This is a genomic window from Psychrobacter sp. 219-2-C (assembly GCF_049560815.1).
Classification (GTDB): Bacteria; Pseudomonadota; Gammaproteobacteria; order Pseudomonadales; family Moraxellaceae; genus Psychrobacter; species Psychrobacter faecalis.
On sequence record NZ_CP186933.1, the window covers coordinates 925,723 to 940,796 of the forward strand.

Below are 15,074 nucleotides of genomic sequence, written 5' to 3' on the forward strand. Positions count from 1 at the left end.
CTATCTGCAAATTTAAGGTGCCAGTGATTATAGCACCGGCACGAGAGGCAAATACAATATTTTAGTTTATCACTGCATGGCTTTTATTCATATACCATTCGTTACAATGGCTATCAAAGCCCTACGCTTATTGCAATGAACTTATAATGCCGCATCATTGTTTTATGGCAGGATTATTCAGCAGATTCTACGCCCATCAAATGCTGCCACTGCGCTTGTACCAGTGCTCGCGTTTCTGTCCATAATGACTCATCCACCAGTAACGATTGCTCAGATAGTGCCAATTGATGGGTCGCGGCGCGGATACGTAAATACGCATCGGTCAAATCTTGGCAAACTTCTGGCTCCCAAATACCAAGCGCGGCGACTTCTTCAAAGATACGCACGTTATCACTCCATTTGGTCAAGCTTGGATGCTCGTGCGAATAAGCCAATACCGCAAACTGCGCCAAAAACTCAATATCGACAATGCCGCCCGCATCTTGCTTAAGGTGAAACTTGCCCGCTTGCTGCTGGTGCTGACTGGTGCCCAGATGCTTTTGCATTTTAATACGCATACTGGTGACTTCGATACGGACTTGCTCAATGGTACGCGGTAGCGCCAAAACGGTACGACGAATGTCACAAAAACGGGCGGTCACGCGCTTATCACCGCAGATAGCCCGCGCCCGTACCAACGCTTGATGCTCCCAAGACCACGCTTTCTCAAGCTGATAGGTTTCAAACGCATGACAAGAAACCACCATCATGCCCGCATTGCCCGAGGGACGCAGGCGCATATCGACTTCATAAGCGCGGCCGTCACGGGTTTGGGTATTCAGATAAGTCATCAGCTTTTGCGCCAAACGGGCGGCAAATTTCATACCACTGACCGATTTCTCTCCCGTGGTCATGCCCTGCTCTTTTATTTTATGCAAAAACACCAAGTCTAAATCAGATGAATAGGATAACTCAAGCCCGCCAAGCTTGCCGTAACCAATGATGGCAAAGCCGCAATCCGCTTCAGTGACCGGATCGCCATCTTGACCAATTGGGTAACCATAACGTTTGACGATTTCCGCAAAGGCACGCTCCAGCGCCGCCTCTAACACCACAGCGGCAATATAAGTCAGTGAGTCTGACACTTTCATGATTGGGCGCTCTGCCAGCACGTCACTGGCAGCCACTGCGAGCACTTGGTTCTTTTTAAACAATCGCAGTACGCTCAGCAATTCTTCTTCATCGTTAGGCTCTACGCGCAACAACTGCTGGCGCAAAATATCACGCAGCTCAAGCTTGTCAGGCAAATGCCGATAGCGCTGCTGCAAAAACGTGTCTAAAAGTACCGGATAATGCGCCAACTCCTTAGCAATCCAAGGGCTGGCTGATAACATCGGAATCAGCTCAACGGTGGCATTGGGGTTTTCTGCAATCATCACCAAATAAATAGAACGGCGGCAAATAGCTTCTAGCAAATTTATTAAACGCGGCAAAGCGATATTAGCAAGTTGCTGCTGCTCTTCATGGACAAGGAGCGCGTGGACAATCACAGGATACGCATCATCCAAACGCTCACGCGCTTCATCGCTCAAATTGGCGACCATTTTTGACTGCCAAAAACCTTGTAAACGCTCGCGATTTTCTTCAGTTAACACCTCATTTAAGCGCGCAATCTGCTCGTTTAGATGTTCAGGCTCAAACTCATCATCGTCTTGATCGGGTATCTGCCGTTCGGTAACCATACGCTCAAACGGCACATTGACATGATAGCGGTGATCATTCAGCGTCGCTAATAACCCTGGCCAATCATCAAAGCCAAGGGTCATTGCCAAATTATGCTGCCATTCTGGGTCATGCGGTAAGCGCTGCGTTTGCTGATCGTTAATCGCTTGAATACCGTGTTCAAGGCGCCGTAAAAAACGATAAGCAGCCTGTAGCTCTTGATAAGTAGTTTCTTCTAAATACCCAAGTTGACACAGTGCCTGCATCGCTGCCAAACAAGACTTAACCTGTAACTGCGGATGCCGACCACCATAAATCAGTTGAAAGGCTTGGACGATAAACTCAATGTCTCTGATACCACCCGCGCCAAGCTTGATATTATCTAAGTCTTCGCGCTGAGCGACTTGATTTTGAATCAGAGACTTCATCTCTCGCAAAGCTGAAAAAGCACTATAATCAACGTAATAACGAAACACAAAAGGCTTAATCAGCGCTTGTATGTCGTCAAAAAACGGCTGCTCGATGTTCCCAACCACACGCGCTTTGAGCCAAGCAAAACGTTCCCATGCCCGCCCATGCTGGGCAAAGTACTTCTGCAATGCGGATAAATGAATCGCCAAATCGCTGCCATCGCCCCACGGACGCAAACGCATATCGACCCGAAATACAAAACTATCAGCGGTATTATTATCGAGCAGCCTAATAATGCCTTGTCCAAGCCGGGTCATAAAACGCTTATTATCAATACTGCGCGTGCCTTTTGCTTTGTCACCGTCCGTTTCACCGCGCGCCTGATGGACGAAAATCAGGTCGATATCACTGGATAAATTCAGCTCATGCGCGCCAAGCTTACCCATTGCCATAATCGCCATATCATCGATTTGCACATTACCTTTGGCATTAATAAAGGTCGGTTGCCCATACTGCACAATCAGCTGCTGATAGGTATAGTCTTTGGCAAATAAAATACAGCCATCGGCAAATTCAGACAGCTCATCGGTCAGTTGCTCAAGCTCAATCATGGCCAAGGCATCTTGCCAAATCCAGCGCATCATTAGCAGCATACGCAAATGCCGCAAACCACTCATTACCTTGTCTTCATTGGCGAGCTGATAATTCTCATCCAACGTATAATCTTGAATCAAATCATCAATTTGCTGGCGCGTTAACGTGCTCTCTAGCGGATAACTGCGCAAAAACGTCTGGCAAGCGCCCGTTCGACTTTGCCAAACCTGATAAGCAAACTCGCTGGCAGTCTGTAGCACTTGTAGCTGCTCTGAGCTAGGCTGAAAGCCTGTACTACTAGGCATGGTAGATAGCATAACGACAACAACTCCTTGCAGCATAAAGCTATAAAAACCACATCAATCGCAAAAATTATTTTTACAATATTAACGCGGCTATAAACAATCTTATTTTAGGATTTTTATAGTAGCATAAATCCTCAGCCATGCTACTGACAGCACTTTACTGACTAAGAACTGACGAACATAAGAAAGTTTTGCGAATAATGCTACAATAGCCAATGCTTAAAAGGCTCAAAAAACTTGATTCTTAAGTGCTTGATTCTTAAGTGCTTGATTCTTAAAAACTCGATTCTTAAATTCTTGAGTCTTAAAAAAATTAAGGCGTTGCGCTTTTTTCTTCATACTCATTCATCATAAGTGACACCGCGATTATGACGACCACAACCCCGCTATTATTAATTACTGCTGATCCCAGCCATCCGCTGGCACATCTAGCGTTACGCTATGCGCGTACCTATCTCGCAAACACTGATACAAATAATAATGACACGAACAATAATGATGAGACCGATAACAGTGATAATAATGAAAACGTACCTGCGCCATTGAATATTTTTTTCTATGCCGATGCCGCTAATACCGCCAATCGCTTGCGCTGGCAGTCAGCAGACCAGATGAATATCACTAAAGAGTGGCAAAAGCTTGCTGAGCAATATCAATTGACGCTGCCCGTTTGCGTCAGTACGGCGCTTAGCCGCGGTATTTCAGATAGTGAAAATAGTACCCGTCATCAGTTAAATAGCGAAAATCTGGCCGCTTGTTTTAAGCTGGTAGGACTGAGTGAGCTTGCCATGATGATGCAAGGTAACTGTCGTTTGCTGCAGTTTTAAACAGCGTTTTGCATGACAACTCGCTGTCAAAACAGCCAACTTAATAATAACCAGATGAATAATAGTGGTTGGCGATAATCAGATTAGGAATACACCATGAAATTACTCATTCGCTTGCATACGCCTACCGAGATGGCAAGCTATGAAGGCTGCGCGCTGGCTTTAACGTTAGCGACTTTTGGTCATGAGGTGCAGCTGTATTTGGATGCGCCGGTCTTTGGTTTTTTAATGCAGCCTGAATCACGTTTGCATGGCATGATTCAGTCGCTTGAGTTATATGATATGCCAGCCGCTTGGTTACCGGACGATGTGTTTAGCGGTTGGATTGCGGGTATGTTACCGGCAGATTTGGCGACGCAGCTGACCTTGATACCAGAGGTGGTAAATTCGCAAGAATTTGACCAGATTTTGGTCTTTTAGTAGCAACTTTTTGGGCTAGGACGAATTTACATTGTTAATATTTATTTTAATATGACAATAAATACAGTAAGTAAGCGGACACGATTATGGCAACTTTATACCAATTACATAGCAGTATGGATACGCTCAGACGCAGCACAGAACAAATGACATCGACGTGGCGTGCGGGTGATAGCATTATACTATTAGGCACAACGGTCGCTTTTATTGACTGGTTTAATGCTTATTTGGAAGACCTTGAGGACATTGAAACAAAAGAGGTAGCGGCAATTTATGCCCTCGCTGAGGACGTAGCGCAGCTGAACGATAATACAGTAGCAAAGCTCAATTTATCCGCCAAATTAACGGCTATTTTGAGCGATAATGAATGGGTCGCCTTAACTCAAAATACTCATACGAATGGCGCTACCTTTGATAAAGTGGTAACAATTGCTCTATGATGAATTCTAAAGATGATATTACACCTGCTGAGAAGATGACTGCAGTGGACTTAGACCAAGACGGGCATTTATGCGACCATACAGTTTGGACGCCTACGATTGCGCAGCAGCTCGCGAATACTCTAGATGTAACTTTAAATGCTGAACATTTAGCCATCTTACAGCAGGTACGCGCATTTTTTACCAAATTCAATCACGCGCCAGCGACCCGCCCGCTGATTAAATGGCTACAGCAAACCTTGCCTGAGCATGACATCAGCAATCAAAAGCTCCAGCAGTTATTTAGTACGGGTTTGGTTGCCCGTCATGTCAATCGGCTTGCTGGCTTGCCAAAACCGCCAAATTGTTTATAAAGCACGTGGTTTATAAAAAAAGCAGCAAAAAAGCGGTTAAAGAAAATTAAACGACTAATTTTCTTTAACCGCTTTTTTACCCAATCACCTCACCCTGCTAGCTTCTCTATCTCTACTCTATTTTGGGTCATAAACGGTCAAGGTGTCATAACCGATACTGCGACCTTCATCGCCGTCAAATCCTTGCTGTCGCCAAACTTCATACAAGCATATTGCCACGCTATTAGAAAGATTTAAACTGCGCGAATCCGCAAGCATTGGTAAGCGTAGCCAGTTATCAGCGCCGATATCGGTACGGATATCCTCTGGCAGCCCTGCCGTTTCAGAACCAAAGACCAGCGCCACATGATGTGAAGATGGACTATTAGACGCACTGCTATCTAAATGCTGAGTCGTTTGTCCGCTAAAATCATAGTCATAAAACGGTTTACTCAGCTTAGTCGTCAGTGCGGTGATAATCTCGCAACCAGCCGCTTGTAGCGCTTGCTTGGTCATTGCCCAATCGTCATGTACTTGCAGATGAGCGTATTCATGATAATCGAGACCTGCACGGCGTAGCTTCTTATCGTCGAGCTCAAACCCTAACGGCCTGACCAAATGTAGCTGCGCCCCACTATTGGCACATAAGCGGATAATATTGCCAGTATTGCTAGGCATCTTTGGCGCTACCAACACGATATGAATGGTCATACAAACTCCATAAATGATTTAAGCATTTTGTCTAAACGTATATAACAGACGTAATCAAAAGTTACAGTTTACTGCCAATAATTACATTTTGATACTGGGCACAGATTTTAACTTTGATTATCATGACCCTAATGGATAGCGAGATAATTTAAAAACATTGTCCTTGTATCCTGTAACCCCTCAGTGAAACTTATGTAAAACGCTAGGTTCCATTGTTATGACTTATAACACTCTATCTTTTTTGAGGAAAAAATTATGAAAAAATTAGTTATCGCTTCTTTGACTGCTATGTTTGTACTAACTGGTTGCAACACTTTTAAAGGTCTAGGTCAAGACGTATCAAGTGCTGGTGGCGCTGTAACTGGTACTGCACAAGAAGTACAAAACAAAATCTAAGCCTTTTTAGGCTTATATTAAAGAAGCTTATCATTTGGTAAGCTTCTTTTTTTGTCTGCACGCTTTATAAAAATACTCTTAAGATCTGATTAAGATATCTTCTACCCAACGCCGTTGGCTGTAAGTGTTCATTATCATCTACTAAAAGCCCTTGTCTAATAAGTTGACTTACTTCTAGAGCAATATTGTCATAGCTCAGCCCTGTTCGAGCTTCAAACAAAGACCATGTCACGCCTTCATGTAAACGTAAGGCATTAAGCATAAACTCACTGACCAGCTCATCACTCGCGATTGCCTGCCAACCGACCATTTTTGGCGCGCCCTCTTTTTTTATATTATTCATCGTGTCGATATCAAAAGTTATATAGTCTTTTGGCATACGTGATTTGCTAAAGCGATAAGTACCCGCCTCTGCTAATACCTTTTTCAATACCTCATCAGACACTTTATCAACCATTAATGTTTGATTTACATATTTATCATCAATGGTAACTTTACCATGCGCGCCCGCACCTATTGCCAAATAGTCGCCAAACTGCCAATAATTGACGTTATGACGGCAAGGTTTATCAGACGAGCCTGCCCAGGCCGACACTTCATAGTTGTCATAGCCCAAATGCTCAAGCAATGTCTGCCCCGCTTGCTCAATATCTGCCAAACTATCTTCATCGGGTAAAATCGGCTGACTGCGATAAAACACCGTATTTGGCTCAATGGTCAACTGATACCATGAAATATGAGTAGCACCTGCGTCATGTGCCATTTGAATGTCGTTCAGGGCTTCACTCATCGTTTGCTGCGGTAGCCCATGCATCAAATCGACGTTGACACGTTCAAATCCAGCGCGACGAGCGGCTTTAATAGCTGATAGTGCTTGGGCGGGATCGTGAATACGCCCCAGCGTGGTGAGCTGGCCAGCAGCAAAGCTTTGTACGCCAATCGACAAACGATTGATGCCTACGTCTAAATACTGTGCAAATGGTGCATGCTCAAGGGTGCCTGGATTGGCCTCCATCGTCACTTCAATGTCACCGGCAAACTGAAAAATCTCACGCAAACCGTTAAATAAACGCTGATACTGAGCAATGGGCAGTAGCGACGGTGTGCCGCCACCGATAAATATTGAGCTGATTTCTCGTCCTTGGGTTAACGCTTGCTGTGACGCTGCATCAAGTAATAGCGTATCAACGTACTCATCGTACATAGATAGCTGACTGTCCATCGGCAGCTCATGCGAATTAAAATCACAATAAGGGCATTTTTTCACGCACCAAGGAATATGGATATAAAGTGCTAACGGAATATCTTTCACTATAAGCGCACTTGTTTCGTTACGATTAGTAGCGTCAAGATGATTCGAAAAATGAGAAGATTTGATATTTGACATAAGCGGACTTATCTATAAAAGAGTAGCTGCGGTCATCAGCAGAAAGTAGCGCTAGGATAACGGCTGGGCGTGCTAAAGAAAAGCCTAATCAGCATAAATTGGCCATAAAAGTATTGGGAACAATCGGCGTTTATAGCAATGGCCGATAGTGGTAATGCTAGATAAGCTAGATGACTACAAAGAATGAAAATAAATATGGAATAAAAATAGATGATGAGCAGCTTTTAAAGCCATCACTATGAAACCATTATGATTACATTAATAATTTTACAAGGATAAAGACCATGGCATATTGGCTTATCAAATCCAATCCCCGCTGTTTTAACATAGAAGATTTACAACGTGCAGGCACGGAGATGTGGGATGGGGTACGTAATTATCGCGCCCGCAACTTTATGCGTGACGATATGAAAGTTGGTGACAAAGCATTTTTTTATCACTCTAGCGCCAAACCTTCTGGCGTCGCTGGTATCGTAACTATCAGCAGAGCTGGCTACCTTGACCCAACCCAGTTTCATCCCGAACATCGCCATTATGATCCTAAAGCAACTGAAGATAAGCCGCGCTGGTACATGGTAGATGTGACTTTTGAGCAGGCTTTTACGGATATACTGCCATTAGCGCAGCTTAAATTTTTGCCGGCGCTTGAGGATTCTTTATTGCTAAGAAAAGGCTGTGAGCAGCTGACCATTTTGCCGCTTGAACCCAAGCATTGGAACACGATTATGGATATGGCAGAAGAGCTGAATCTGTTGCCAAATTCGCCTAGCGCCATTTAACCATAACGTAGGACTGGTAAATCATTAAAATTTGAAAAATACCAATCCTAATGCGAATTTAACAAAACTTTCTTATCTTGACCTCTCAATTCTACTTACGGATTGACGGGTCATTTTTCATTTTAGTCTTAACTGTTTAATTTTTTACTTTATCGGCATGTTGTTATTAATAGTCATTAAAAATGGACTTGCTCATATTATTTATCGGAGTATTATCGTCGCACCAATCCTATTTCACTGTTTCGCTATTAACTTGTTGATGGCAGCATTTGCTCATCCACAATAATTACTGCAAAGAATAAAAAGTTGCTCATTATGGTTTTCCCATTATCCTTTAGAGATTTTAAAAGTTACAGCTTACGCTTAGGCGTACTCGCCCTCCCTATCTTAATTACCCAGTTTTGCCAAGCAGCGCTTGGTGTCGTCGATGCCATTATGGCCGGTAAAGTCTCCGCCCTTGATTTGGCGGCCGTGGCTGTCGGCTCCGGTATTTGGCTGCCGCTGTTTTTATTGGCGACCGGTATTTTGATTGCCACCACGCCGCTTATCGGCGAAGCCATCGGCCAAAACAATCATAGCCAAGTGCCACATATTACCCAGCAATCGTTATGGACGGCCGGCGTCATTGGTATTCTCGGCTTTATCATTGTCAATCTAGCGCCCAATATACTTGGGGTGATGGGCGTACCTGAAAACATTCAACCCATTGCTGCGCAATATCTACATGGGGTATCGTTCGGTTTTCCGGCAATCGCGGTCTATGCCGTGCTGCGCAGTTATTGTGAAGCGCTTGGCCGACCAGAGCCGGTGACAGTTATTAGTATCATCGGGCTACTCGCCGATATTCCGCTTAACTATATTTTTATCCACGGTTTATTTGGTATGCCCGAAATGGGCGGCGCTGGTTGCGGGGTAGCAACAGCCATCGTACTTTGGATTAATGTCTTGCTGTTAGCGACATATACCAGCTTTACCAAACGTCAGCAATTTGCCAGCACGCGCTTCTTTTATGCTTTTGCCAGCCCTAACCGCACGCAAATTAAAAAACTATTAAAACTTGGCATTCCGATTGGTATTTCTATCTTTTTTGAAGCCAGCTTATTTAGTTTAGGGGCGCTAGTTATCAGTCCGCTCGGTGAGATTGCGACCGCTTCGCATCAAGTGGCATTATCCGTGACCTCGCAGCTGTTTATGATTCCCATATCAGTTGCGATGGCGCTGACCATTATGATTTCTAACCGCTTTGGTGAAAAAAATCTGATGGCGCTGCGTCAAGTGTTAACTACAGGGCTTGTATGGACGGTTATCATTGCGCTGACGTCTATGCTCGGCGTTTGGTTATTTAGGCCGCAATTGGCGGCGGCATTCACCGATAATCCTGTGGTACGCGCGCAAGCCATGCACTTACTCATTTTTGCTCTCGCTTATCAATTATTTGATGGCTGGCAAGTCAATGTCGCTGGTATATTACGCGGTATGCAAGATACCACTGTGCCGATGTGGGTGACGCTATTTTGTTATTGGTTGGTTGCTTTACCACTTGGCGTCTATCTGGTGCGCTTCACCGACGTTGGCGCACAGGGTTTTTGGATGGCTCTCATCACTGGGTTATTCTTATCGTCTATATTATTAAGTCTGCGTCTGCGCTATCAGCAAAAACGCTTGACAACATTATGGGCTTGATGCGGTCGCTTGGTTCAAACGTAGCGTCTAGTAACCATGACTGGCGCTACCTTGTGACATCGACTATGATAAATCATTGAATATTTCTTACGCTTAAGCACGCTTACGTCATAATATGTAAAAAAACTCAGTTAACAACTGTACATTGATTGCTCATTGGCGTGAATATAGGTATCATTAGCAATTACCAATACAATATTTAGTTACACTATTTTTTCTAGAAATTAGTACAAGGCAAAATTAAAATTATGGATATTGAAAAAATACGCACCCTGATCGCACTCATGGAAGAAAGTGAACTGGTTAATTTAGAAATCAGCTCAGATGACGAACACATCAGTCTAACTCGTCACTATGATGCGCCAGCACCGACGATGATGGCTGCGCCTGCCGCAGGTGCTGCACCTGTCGCTGCCGCCGCAAAAGCCGCTGTCAAAGCTGGCAGCGTTGAAACCTCGCCGATGGTGGGTGTTTATTATTCAGCCCCAAGTCCTAATGACCCGCCATTTGTAAAGGTCGGTCAAAAAGTGCAAGCAGGCGATACGCTTGGTATCATCGAAGCCATGAAAATCATGAATCCTCTTGAAGCGACTCAAAGCGGCGTCATTGATGAAATCTTAGTGGATAATTCTGAAGTGGTACAGTTTGGTCAGCCAGTCATACGCTATAAAGCGTAACACTATCTACCAACCTTTACTTTGTAATGATTGAGACCTCGTTATTATTCATCGACATCAGCGCTCAATTTGTCTAAATTTGATTTAGCGCCGTTTGCTGTTACGATGTCCAAAATAGCGAGGCTATCAATGACTGCCGCTTCGACAAGGATGACCCCATGATAAAAAAACTGCTCATCGCCAATAGAGGTGAGATTGCCCTACGTATCGTTCGAGCTTGCAAGGCGCTTGGCATAGAAACCGTCGGCGTCTATTCAACGGCGGATGCCAATTTAATGCACCTACGCTTTGTTGATGAAGCAATCTGTATTGGCAAACCCAATGCCAACCAAAGCTATCTCGATATTAGCACCATTTTGACCGCCGCTGAAATCACTGGCGCTGATGCCATTCACCCTGGTTATGGTTTTTTGGCAGAAAATGCTGAGTTTGCTGAACGCGTTGAAGAAGCTGGTTTGACCTTTGTCGGCCCCAATGCTGACCACATTCGCTTAATGGGCAATAAAGTATCAGCCATTAATGCCATGAAAAAAGCAGGCGTACCAACAGTTCCTGGTTCAGTGGGTGCCGTCACTTTGCATAACGCTGAAGAGCAAGCGCGCAATATCGGCTTTCCGCTTTTGATTAAAGCTGCTTCTGGTGGCGGTGGCCGCGGTATGCGCGTTGTTGAGCGTTTTGATGAGCTTATTGGCCAAGTACAAGCTGCCAAGCAAGAGGCTGAGCTGTGGTTTGGTGACGATACCGTCTACATGGAGCGCTATCTCCAAAATCCGCGCCACGTAGAAGTACAGGTACTGGGCGACGGTAATGGCAATGCCATTCATCTGTATGACCGCGACTGCTCATTACAACGTCGTCACCAAAAAGTCTTAGAAGAAGCACCTGCTCCAGATATCCCTGACGATGTGCGTCAGCCTATTTTAGATGCTTGTGTTAAAGCTTGTGAACTGGTGAAATATCGCGGCGCCGGTACCTTTGAGTTTTTATTTGAAAATAATGAATACTTTTTTATTGAGATGAATACCCGCGTGCAGGTTGAACATCCAGTCACTGAGATGATTACCGGTATTGACGTCGTCGTTGAACAGCTTAAAATCGCGGCTGGTTATGGTTTATCGTATCGCCAGAGCGAGATTGAAATTCAAGGCCACGCCATAGAATGCCGTATCAATGCCGAAGATCCAGCGACCTTTATGCCTTGCCCAGGTACGGTCAATCAGTTGTTTGCCCCAAGTGGCGCGGGCGTGCGTTTTGACTCGCACCTCTACCCAAGTTATGAGATTCCAAGCTATTATGATTCCTTGATTGGCAAGCTGATCTGTCACGGTCAAACACGTCAGCAAGCGATATCTAAAACCCTGCATGCGCTTGATGAATTGGTGATTGAAGGTATCAAAACCAATATATCCTTGCATCGTGATGTTATTTTAGCGGATGATAAATTTGTTAATGAAGCGCAAAACATTCACTACCTAGAAAGAGAATTATTAACATCTAATAAAGATAAAGCTGATTCTGCTTCTTAGTTAATCTTAGTCTTTTTGTTTAAGCAGAAATTAAAAAAACCGCTACCTAAAAGATAGCGGTTTTTTTATATGTCTAAATTTTATAAAGTGCTGCTTAAATTTTATAAATAACGCTAAAAGAATGCTAAGGTAATATTCTGGTGAAATTCATAAAGCATTCTGTACCCTCAGGATCGGCGCACCACTGCATTTTATTGCCTTCATGGTTCAAAAACGCTATTAATGCCTCGCCAGTTTGATCTACCTGATTACCCGAGCAATCGACTTCGTTATTATCATAAACCGTTTTTAGCGCAATAATAGGTAAGCCTTCATCACGATGGGTGACTAAGTAGCGCCCGTAGGTCCACTCTTTACCACTAACTGCCCACATCTCATTATCGGCCGCAAAATTATAAATCTCTCGACATTGAGTAGACTTAGCGGTTAACAGGTTTTTACTACTAGTTGGCTGCACCTTGACGATACGCTTTTCATTTTGGGTCAACACGCCGCCCTCAGCGCCAGTGCCTACTTTTGGTTCATCAATTTTGCCCAGCTCCATCTTTGACGCCGCTTGCTTAGCTTGCACTTCTTTGGTCATCGTAATACCACTGTCTAAATCTATCTCCCACTGTCCGGCAATAGCGGGACTGATATGGGTGGTAACGGTAGGTTTGCTAACCGCTTCACCGTTCACTGGCAGTGACGCTAAAATAGAGGCCAATGAAAATGAAGCAAAAGATATAGGTTCCATAATTAACCTTTTTTAATATTATAATAATAAATAAGACGTACATTAGCGTAAGTCTTAGACACCAAAAACACAAGTAACATTATGCTATTAGTCGTACGACTTTGACCAACCCTGACCTCAACGTAAACCTTCATCAATAAATTCATGCCCAATATTTTTTTAAAACTCACCTACCAAATATTAAGTGTATATACACAAAAATAACGCCATGGCTAATTTGCAAAAGCCATGGCGTTATAAACTAACATCGTAAATCGAACTATTTTATTATCGGCTAAAGGCGATATTAAGCAGCAACTGGGCTAGCCACTTGAGCAAAAGCAGATAACGCCCCTTTCAGCATCGCTGATACCGTGCTACTACAAGTGCCGATGCCTGAGTAAACATCACCGTCGACATTTAGCTGAATGTAAGCTGCGGCATTGGCGTTGGTTTTATTGTCATTGTTGGTATCATCATCGATACCATTACCGCTGTTGTGCTGCGGATTAATCGCGTGTTCAGCGTAGTTGATAACATGGATAGATTTACCCGTGTGCTGCGCAAGCCCATCAATAAACGATGACAATGGACCATTACCGGTTCCGTCAATAGTAATGGTGTCGCCATTCATCTGTACTTGACCGTTAAAGTAGACCTCGCCGCCCTTGTTATTGACACTATAATCTAAAAGCTCGAAGCTGCCTTGTTGCAAATATGTCTCTTCAAAAGCTTGTAAGATTTCATCGTTTTGCAATTCACGAGCAGCGCTTTCCGCTTGTTTTTGGACCACGCCGCTAAAGTCAATTTGCATCCAGCGCGGTAAATTAAAGCCATAATTGCGCTGTAAGATATAAGCAACGCCGCCTTTACCAGATTGGCTATTGATACGGACCACATCTTGATAGCTGCGCCCGATATGCGCCGGATCAATTGGCAGATAAGCAACGTCCCAAACGTTATCGGTTTCATCTTGGTGTTTTTCATTGTAATCAAGAGATTTTTTAATAGCATCCTGATGTGAGCCACTAAAGGCGGTAAACACAAGCTCGCCAACGTATGGATGACGCGGATGTAAGGGCAAGTTATTACACTCGCTTACCACTTGTACAATCTCACTCATATTACTAAAATCAAGCTCGGGGTCGATACCTTGGCTAAACAAGTTCATCGCCATCACCATGATATCCATATTACCGGTACGCTCGCCATTGCCAAGCAAGGTGCCCTCGATACGATCGGCACCAGCAAGCACGCCAAGCTCGGCAGCAGCTACCGCACAGCCACGGTCGTTATGCGTATGTAAGCTTACCGTGACATGCTCACGCTTGGCAATATGACGACAAAAATACTCAACTTGGTCGGCAAATACGTTTGGCGTTGATGCTTCAACCGTCGCTGGCAAGTTTAAAATCACTTCTTGGCCGTTTTCAGGCTGCCAAACCTCACACACCGCGTCACAGACTTCTACCGCATATTCAGTTTCCGTTTGGCTAAAGCTTTCAGGCGAATACTGAAATACCCATTCTGTTTCAGGGTACTTGGCCGCATATTCAACCAATAAATTAGCGCCAGCAATGGCTATTTCTTTAATTTCTGCTTTATCTTTAGCGTATACTTTTTCGCGTTGTACACGACTGGTTGAGTTATAGACGTGAACGATGGCACGCTTCGCGCCTTTTAATGACTCAAAAGTACGGGCAATCAAATGCTCACGCGCCTGCACCAATACTTGCAAGGTCACATCGTGAGGGACATGATTTTCTTCAATCAACTTGCGAGCAAAATCAAACTCTACTTGCGCCGCCGACGGAAAACCAATTTCAATCTCTTTAAAACCCACATCGACCAAGGTTTTAAAAAAGCGCATTTTTTGTTCAATGGTCATCGGATCAATCAGCGCCTGATTGCCATCACGCAGGTCCACGCTTGCCCAAATTGGTGATTTCTCAATCGTCTTGCTCGGCCATGTACGATCTGCTAGCACAGGAGCAAACGCAAATGGACGATATTTACGGAAATCAAAAGCGGCATTTTTTGGGGTGACTTTTGCAGGCGCGCGGTCTGCATTGCGTGTTGCTTGATTAGGCATAATCAATCCTTAGATAACATAAAGAGCTGAGTTGAAGTATAGTTTTAACTGGGCAACTAATGACCAAGCACTCTTTAT

Annotated in this window: 14 protein-coding genes; 9 read left to right on the forward strand and 5 right to left on the reverse strand. The window is 44.2% G+C overall.

The features are described from left to right. Positions 1–173: 173 nt before the first annotated feature. Positions 174–3,023: a bifunctional [glutamate--ammonia ligase]-adenylyl-L-tyrosine phosphorylase/[glutamate--ammonia-ligase] adenylyltransferase gene (glnE, locus tag ACPEGP_RS03700; RefSeq protein ID WP_423813980.1), complete on the reverse strand. Its 2,850-nt coding sequence runs from the start codon at positions 3,021–3,023 to the stop codon at positions 174–176. Positions 3,024–3,379: 356 nt separating this feature from the next. Here glnE and tusD point away from each other — a divergent pair, with 356 nt between their 5' ends. The 4 genes from tusD (at position 3,380) to ACPEGP_RS03720 (ending at position 5,051) form a co-directional block, all read left to right on the forward strand. Beyond that, entirely contained in the window at positions 3,380–3,838 is a 459-nt protein-coding gene (gene tusD, locus ACPEGP_RS03705) for a sulfurtransferase complex subunit TusD (protein WP_423813981.1), read from the forward strand. A gap of 96 nt (positions 3,839–3,934) precedes the next feature. After that, a complete protein-coding gene (locus ACPEGP_RS03710) occupies positions 3,935–4,258 on the forward strand; it encodes a hypothetical protein (protein ID WP_423813982.1) in 324 nt (107 codons plus the stop codon). A gap of 86 nt (positions 4,259–4,344) precedes the next feature. Beyond that, entirely contained in the window at positions 4,345–4,698 is a 354-nt protein-coding gene (locus ACPEGP_RS03715; protein ID WP_423813983.1) for a hypothetical protein, read from the forward strand. Next, complete coding sequence (locus ACPEGP_RS03720) at positions 4,695–5,051, forward strand: TusE/DsrC/DsvC family sulfur relay protein (protein WP_144296922.1); 357 nt, start codon at positions 4,695–4,697, stop codon at positions 5,049–5,051. Before ACPEGP_RS03715 ends, ACPEGP_RS03720 begins: the two co-directional genes overlap by 4 nt. Before the next feature lie 117 nt (positions 5,052–5,168). Here ACPEGP_RS03720 and ACPEGP_RS03725 read toward each other — a convergent pair whose 3' ends face one another. Beyond that, positions 5,169–5,741 (reverse strand): tRNA (cytidine(34)-2'-O)-methyltransferase, encoded by a 573-nt coding sequence (locus tag ACPEGP_RS03725; RefSeq protein WP_286797729.1) that lies wholly within the window; start codon positions 5,739–5,741, stop codon positions 5,169–5,171. 255 nt (positions 5,742–5,996) lie between these two features. On the opposite strand from ACPEGP_RS03725, the gene ACPEGP_RS03730 reads away from it, so the two are divergent. Further along, positions 5,997–6,137, forward strand: a complete 141-nt coding sequence (locus tag ACPEGP_RS03730) for an entericidin A/B family lipoprotein (RefSeq protein ID WP_144296920.1) — start codon at positions 5,997–5,999, stop codon at positions 6,135–6,137. Between the two features lie 64 nt (positions 6,138–6,201). Here the strand turns inward: ACPEGP_RS03730 and hemW are convergent, their stop codons facing one another. After that, positions 6,202–7,524: a radical SAM family heme chaperone HemW gene (gene hemW / locus ACPEGP_RS03735; protein ID WP_423813984.1), complete on the reverse strand. Its 1,323-nt coding sequence runs from the start codon at positions 7,522–7,524 to the stop codon at positions 6,202–6,204. Between the two features lie 284 nt (positions 7,525–7,808). On the opposite strand from hemW, the gene ACPEGP_RS03740 reads away from it, so the two are divergent. From ACPEGP_RS03740 to accC, 4 genes are all read left to right on the forward strand, one after another. Then, positions 7,809–8,303 (forward strand): EVE domain-containing protein, encoded by a 495-nt coding sequence (locus tag ACPEGP_RS03740; protein ID WP_423813985.1) that lies wholly within the window; start codon positions 7,809–7,811, stop codon positions 8,301–8,303. Between the two features lie 315 nt (positions 8,304–8,618). Continuing rightward, the gene (locus ACPEGP_RS03745; RefSeq protein WP_191690966.1) at positions 8,619–9,986 is read left to right on the forward strand and encodes an MATE family efflux transporter; all 1,368 of its coding nucleotides are present in this window, start codon (positions 8,619–8,621) and stop codon (positions 9,984–9,986) included. A gap of 248 nt (positions 9,987–10,234) precedes the next feature. After that, positions 10,235–10,663, forward strand: a complete 429-nt coding sequence (accB, locus tag ACPEGP_RS03750) for an acetyl-CoA carboxylase biotin carboxyl carrier protein (RefSeq protein WP_144296917.1) — start codon at positions 10,235–10,237, stop codon at positions 10,661–10,663. Positions 10,664–10,821: 158 nt separating this feature from the next. Continuing rightward, positions 10,822–12,189 carry an acetyl-CoA carboxylase biotin carboxylase subunit gene (accC, locus tag ACPEGP_RS03755; RefSeq protein ID WP_144296916.1) on the forward strand — a complete coding sequence of 456 codons (1,368 nt, stop codon included), beginning with the start codon at positions 10,822–10,824 and terminating at the stop codon, positions 12,187–12,189. Between the two features lie 124 nt (positions 12,190–12,313). Here accC and ACPEGP_RS03760 read toward each other — a convergent pair whose 3' ends face one another. Continuing rightward, positions 12,314–12,925, reverse strand: coding sequence for a hypothetical protein (locus tag ACPEGP_RS03760; protein WP_423813986.1), 612 nt, complete (start codon positions 12,923–12,925; stop codon positions 12,314–12,316). Positions 12,926–13,211: 286 nt separating this feature from the next. Next, on the reverse strand, positions 13,212–14,996 hold the full coding sequence (gene leuA / locus ACPEGP_RS03765) for a 2-isopropylmalate synthase (RefSeq protein WP_423813987.1): 1,785 nt from the start codon (positions 14,994–14,996) through the stop codon (positions 13,212–13,214). Between the last annotated feature and the right edge of the window lie 78 nt (positions 14,997–15,074).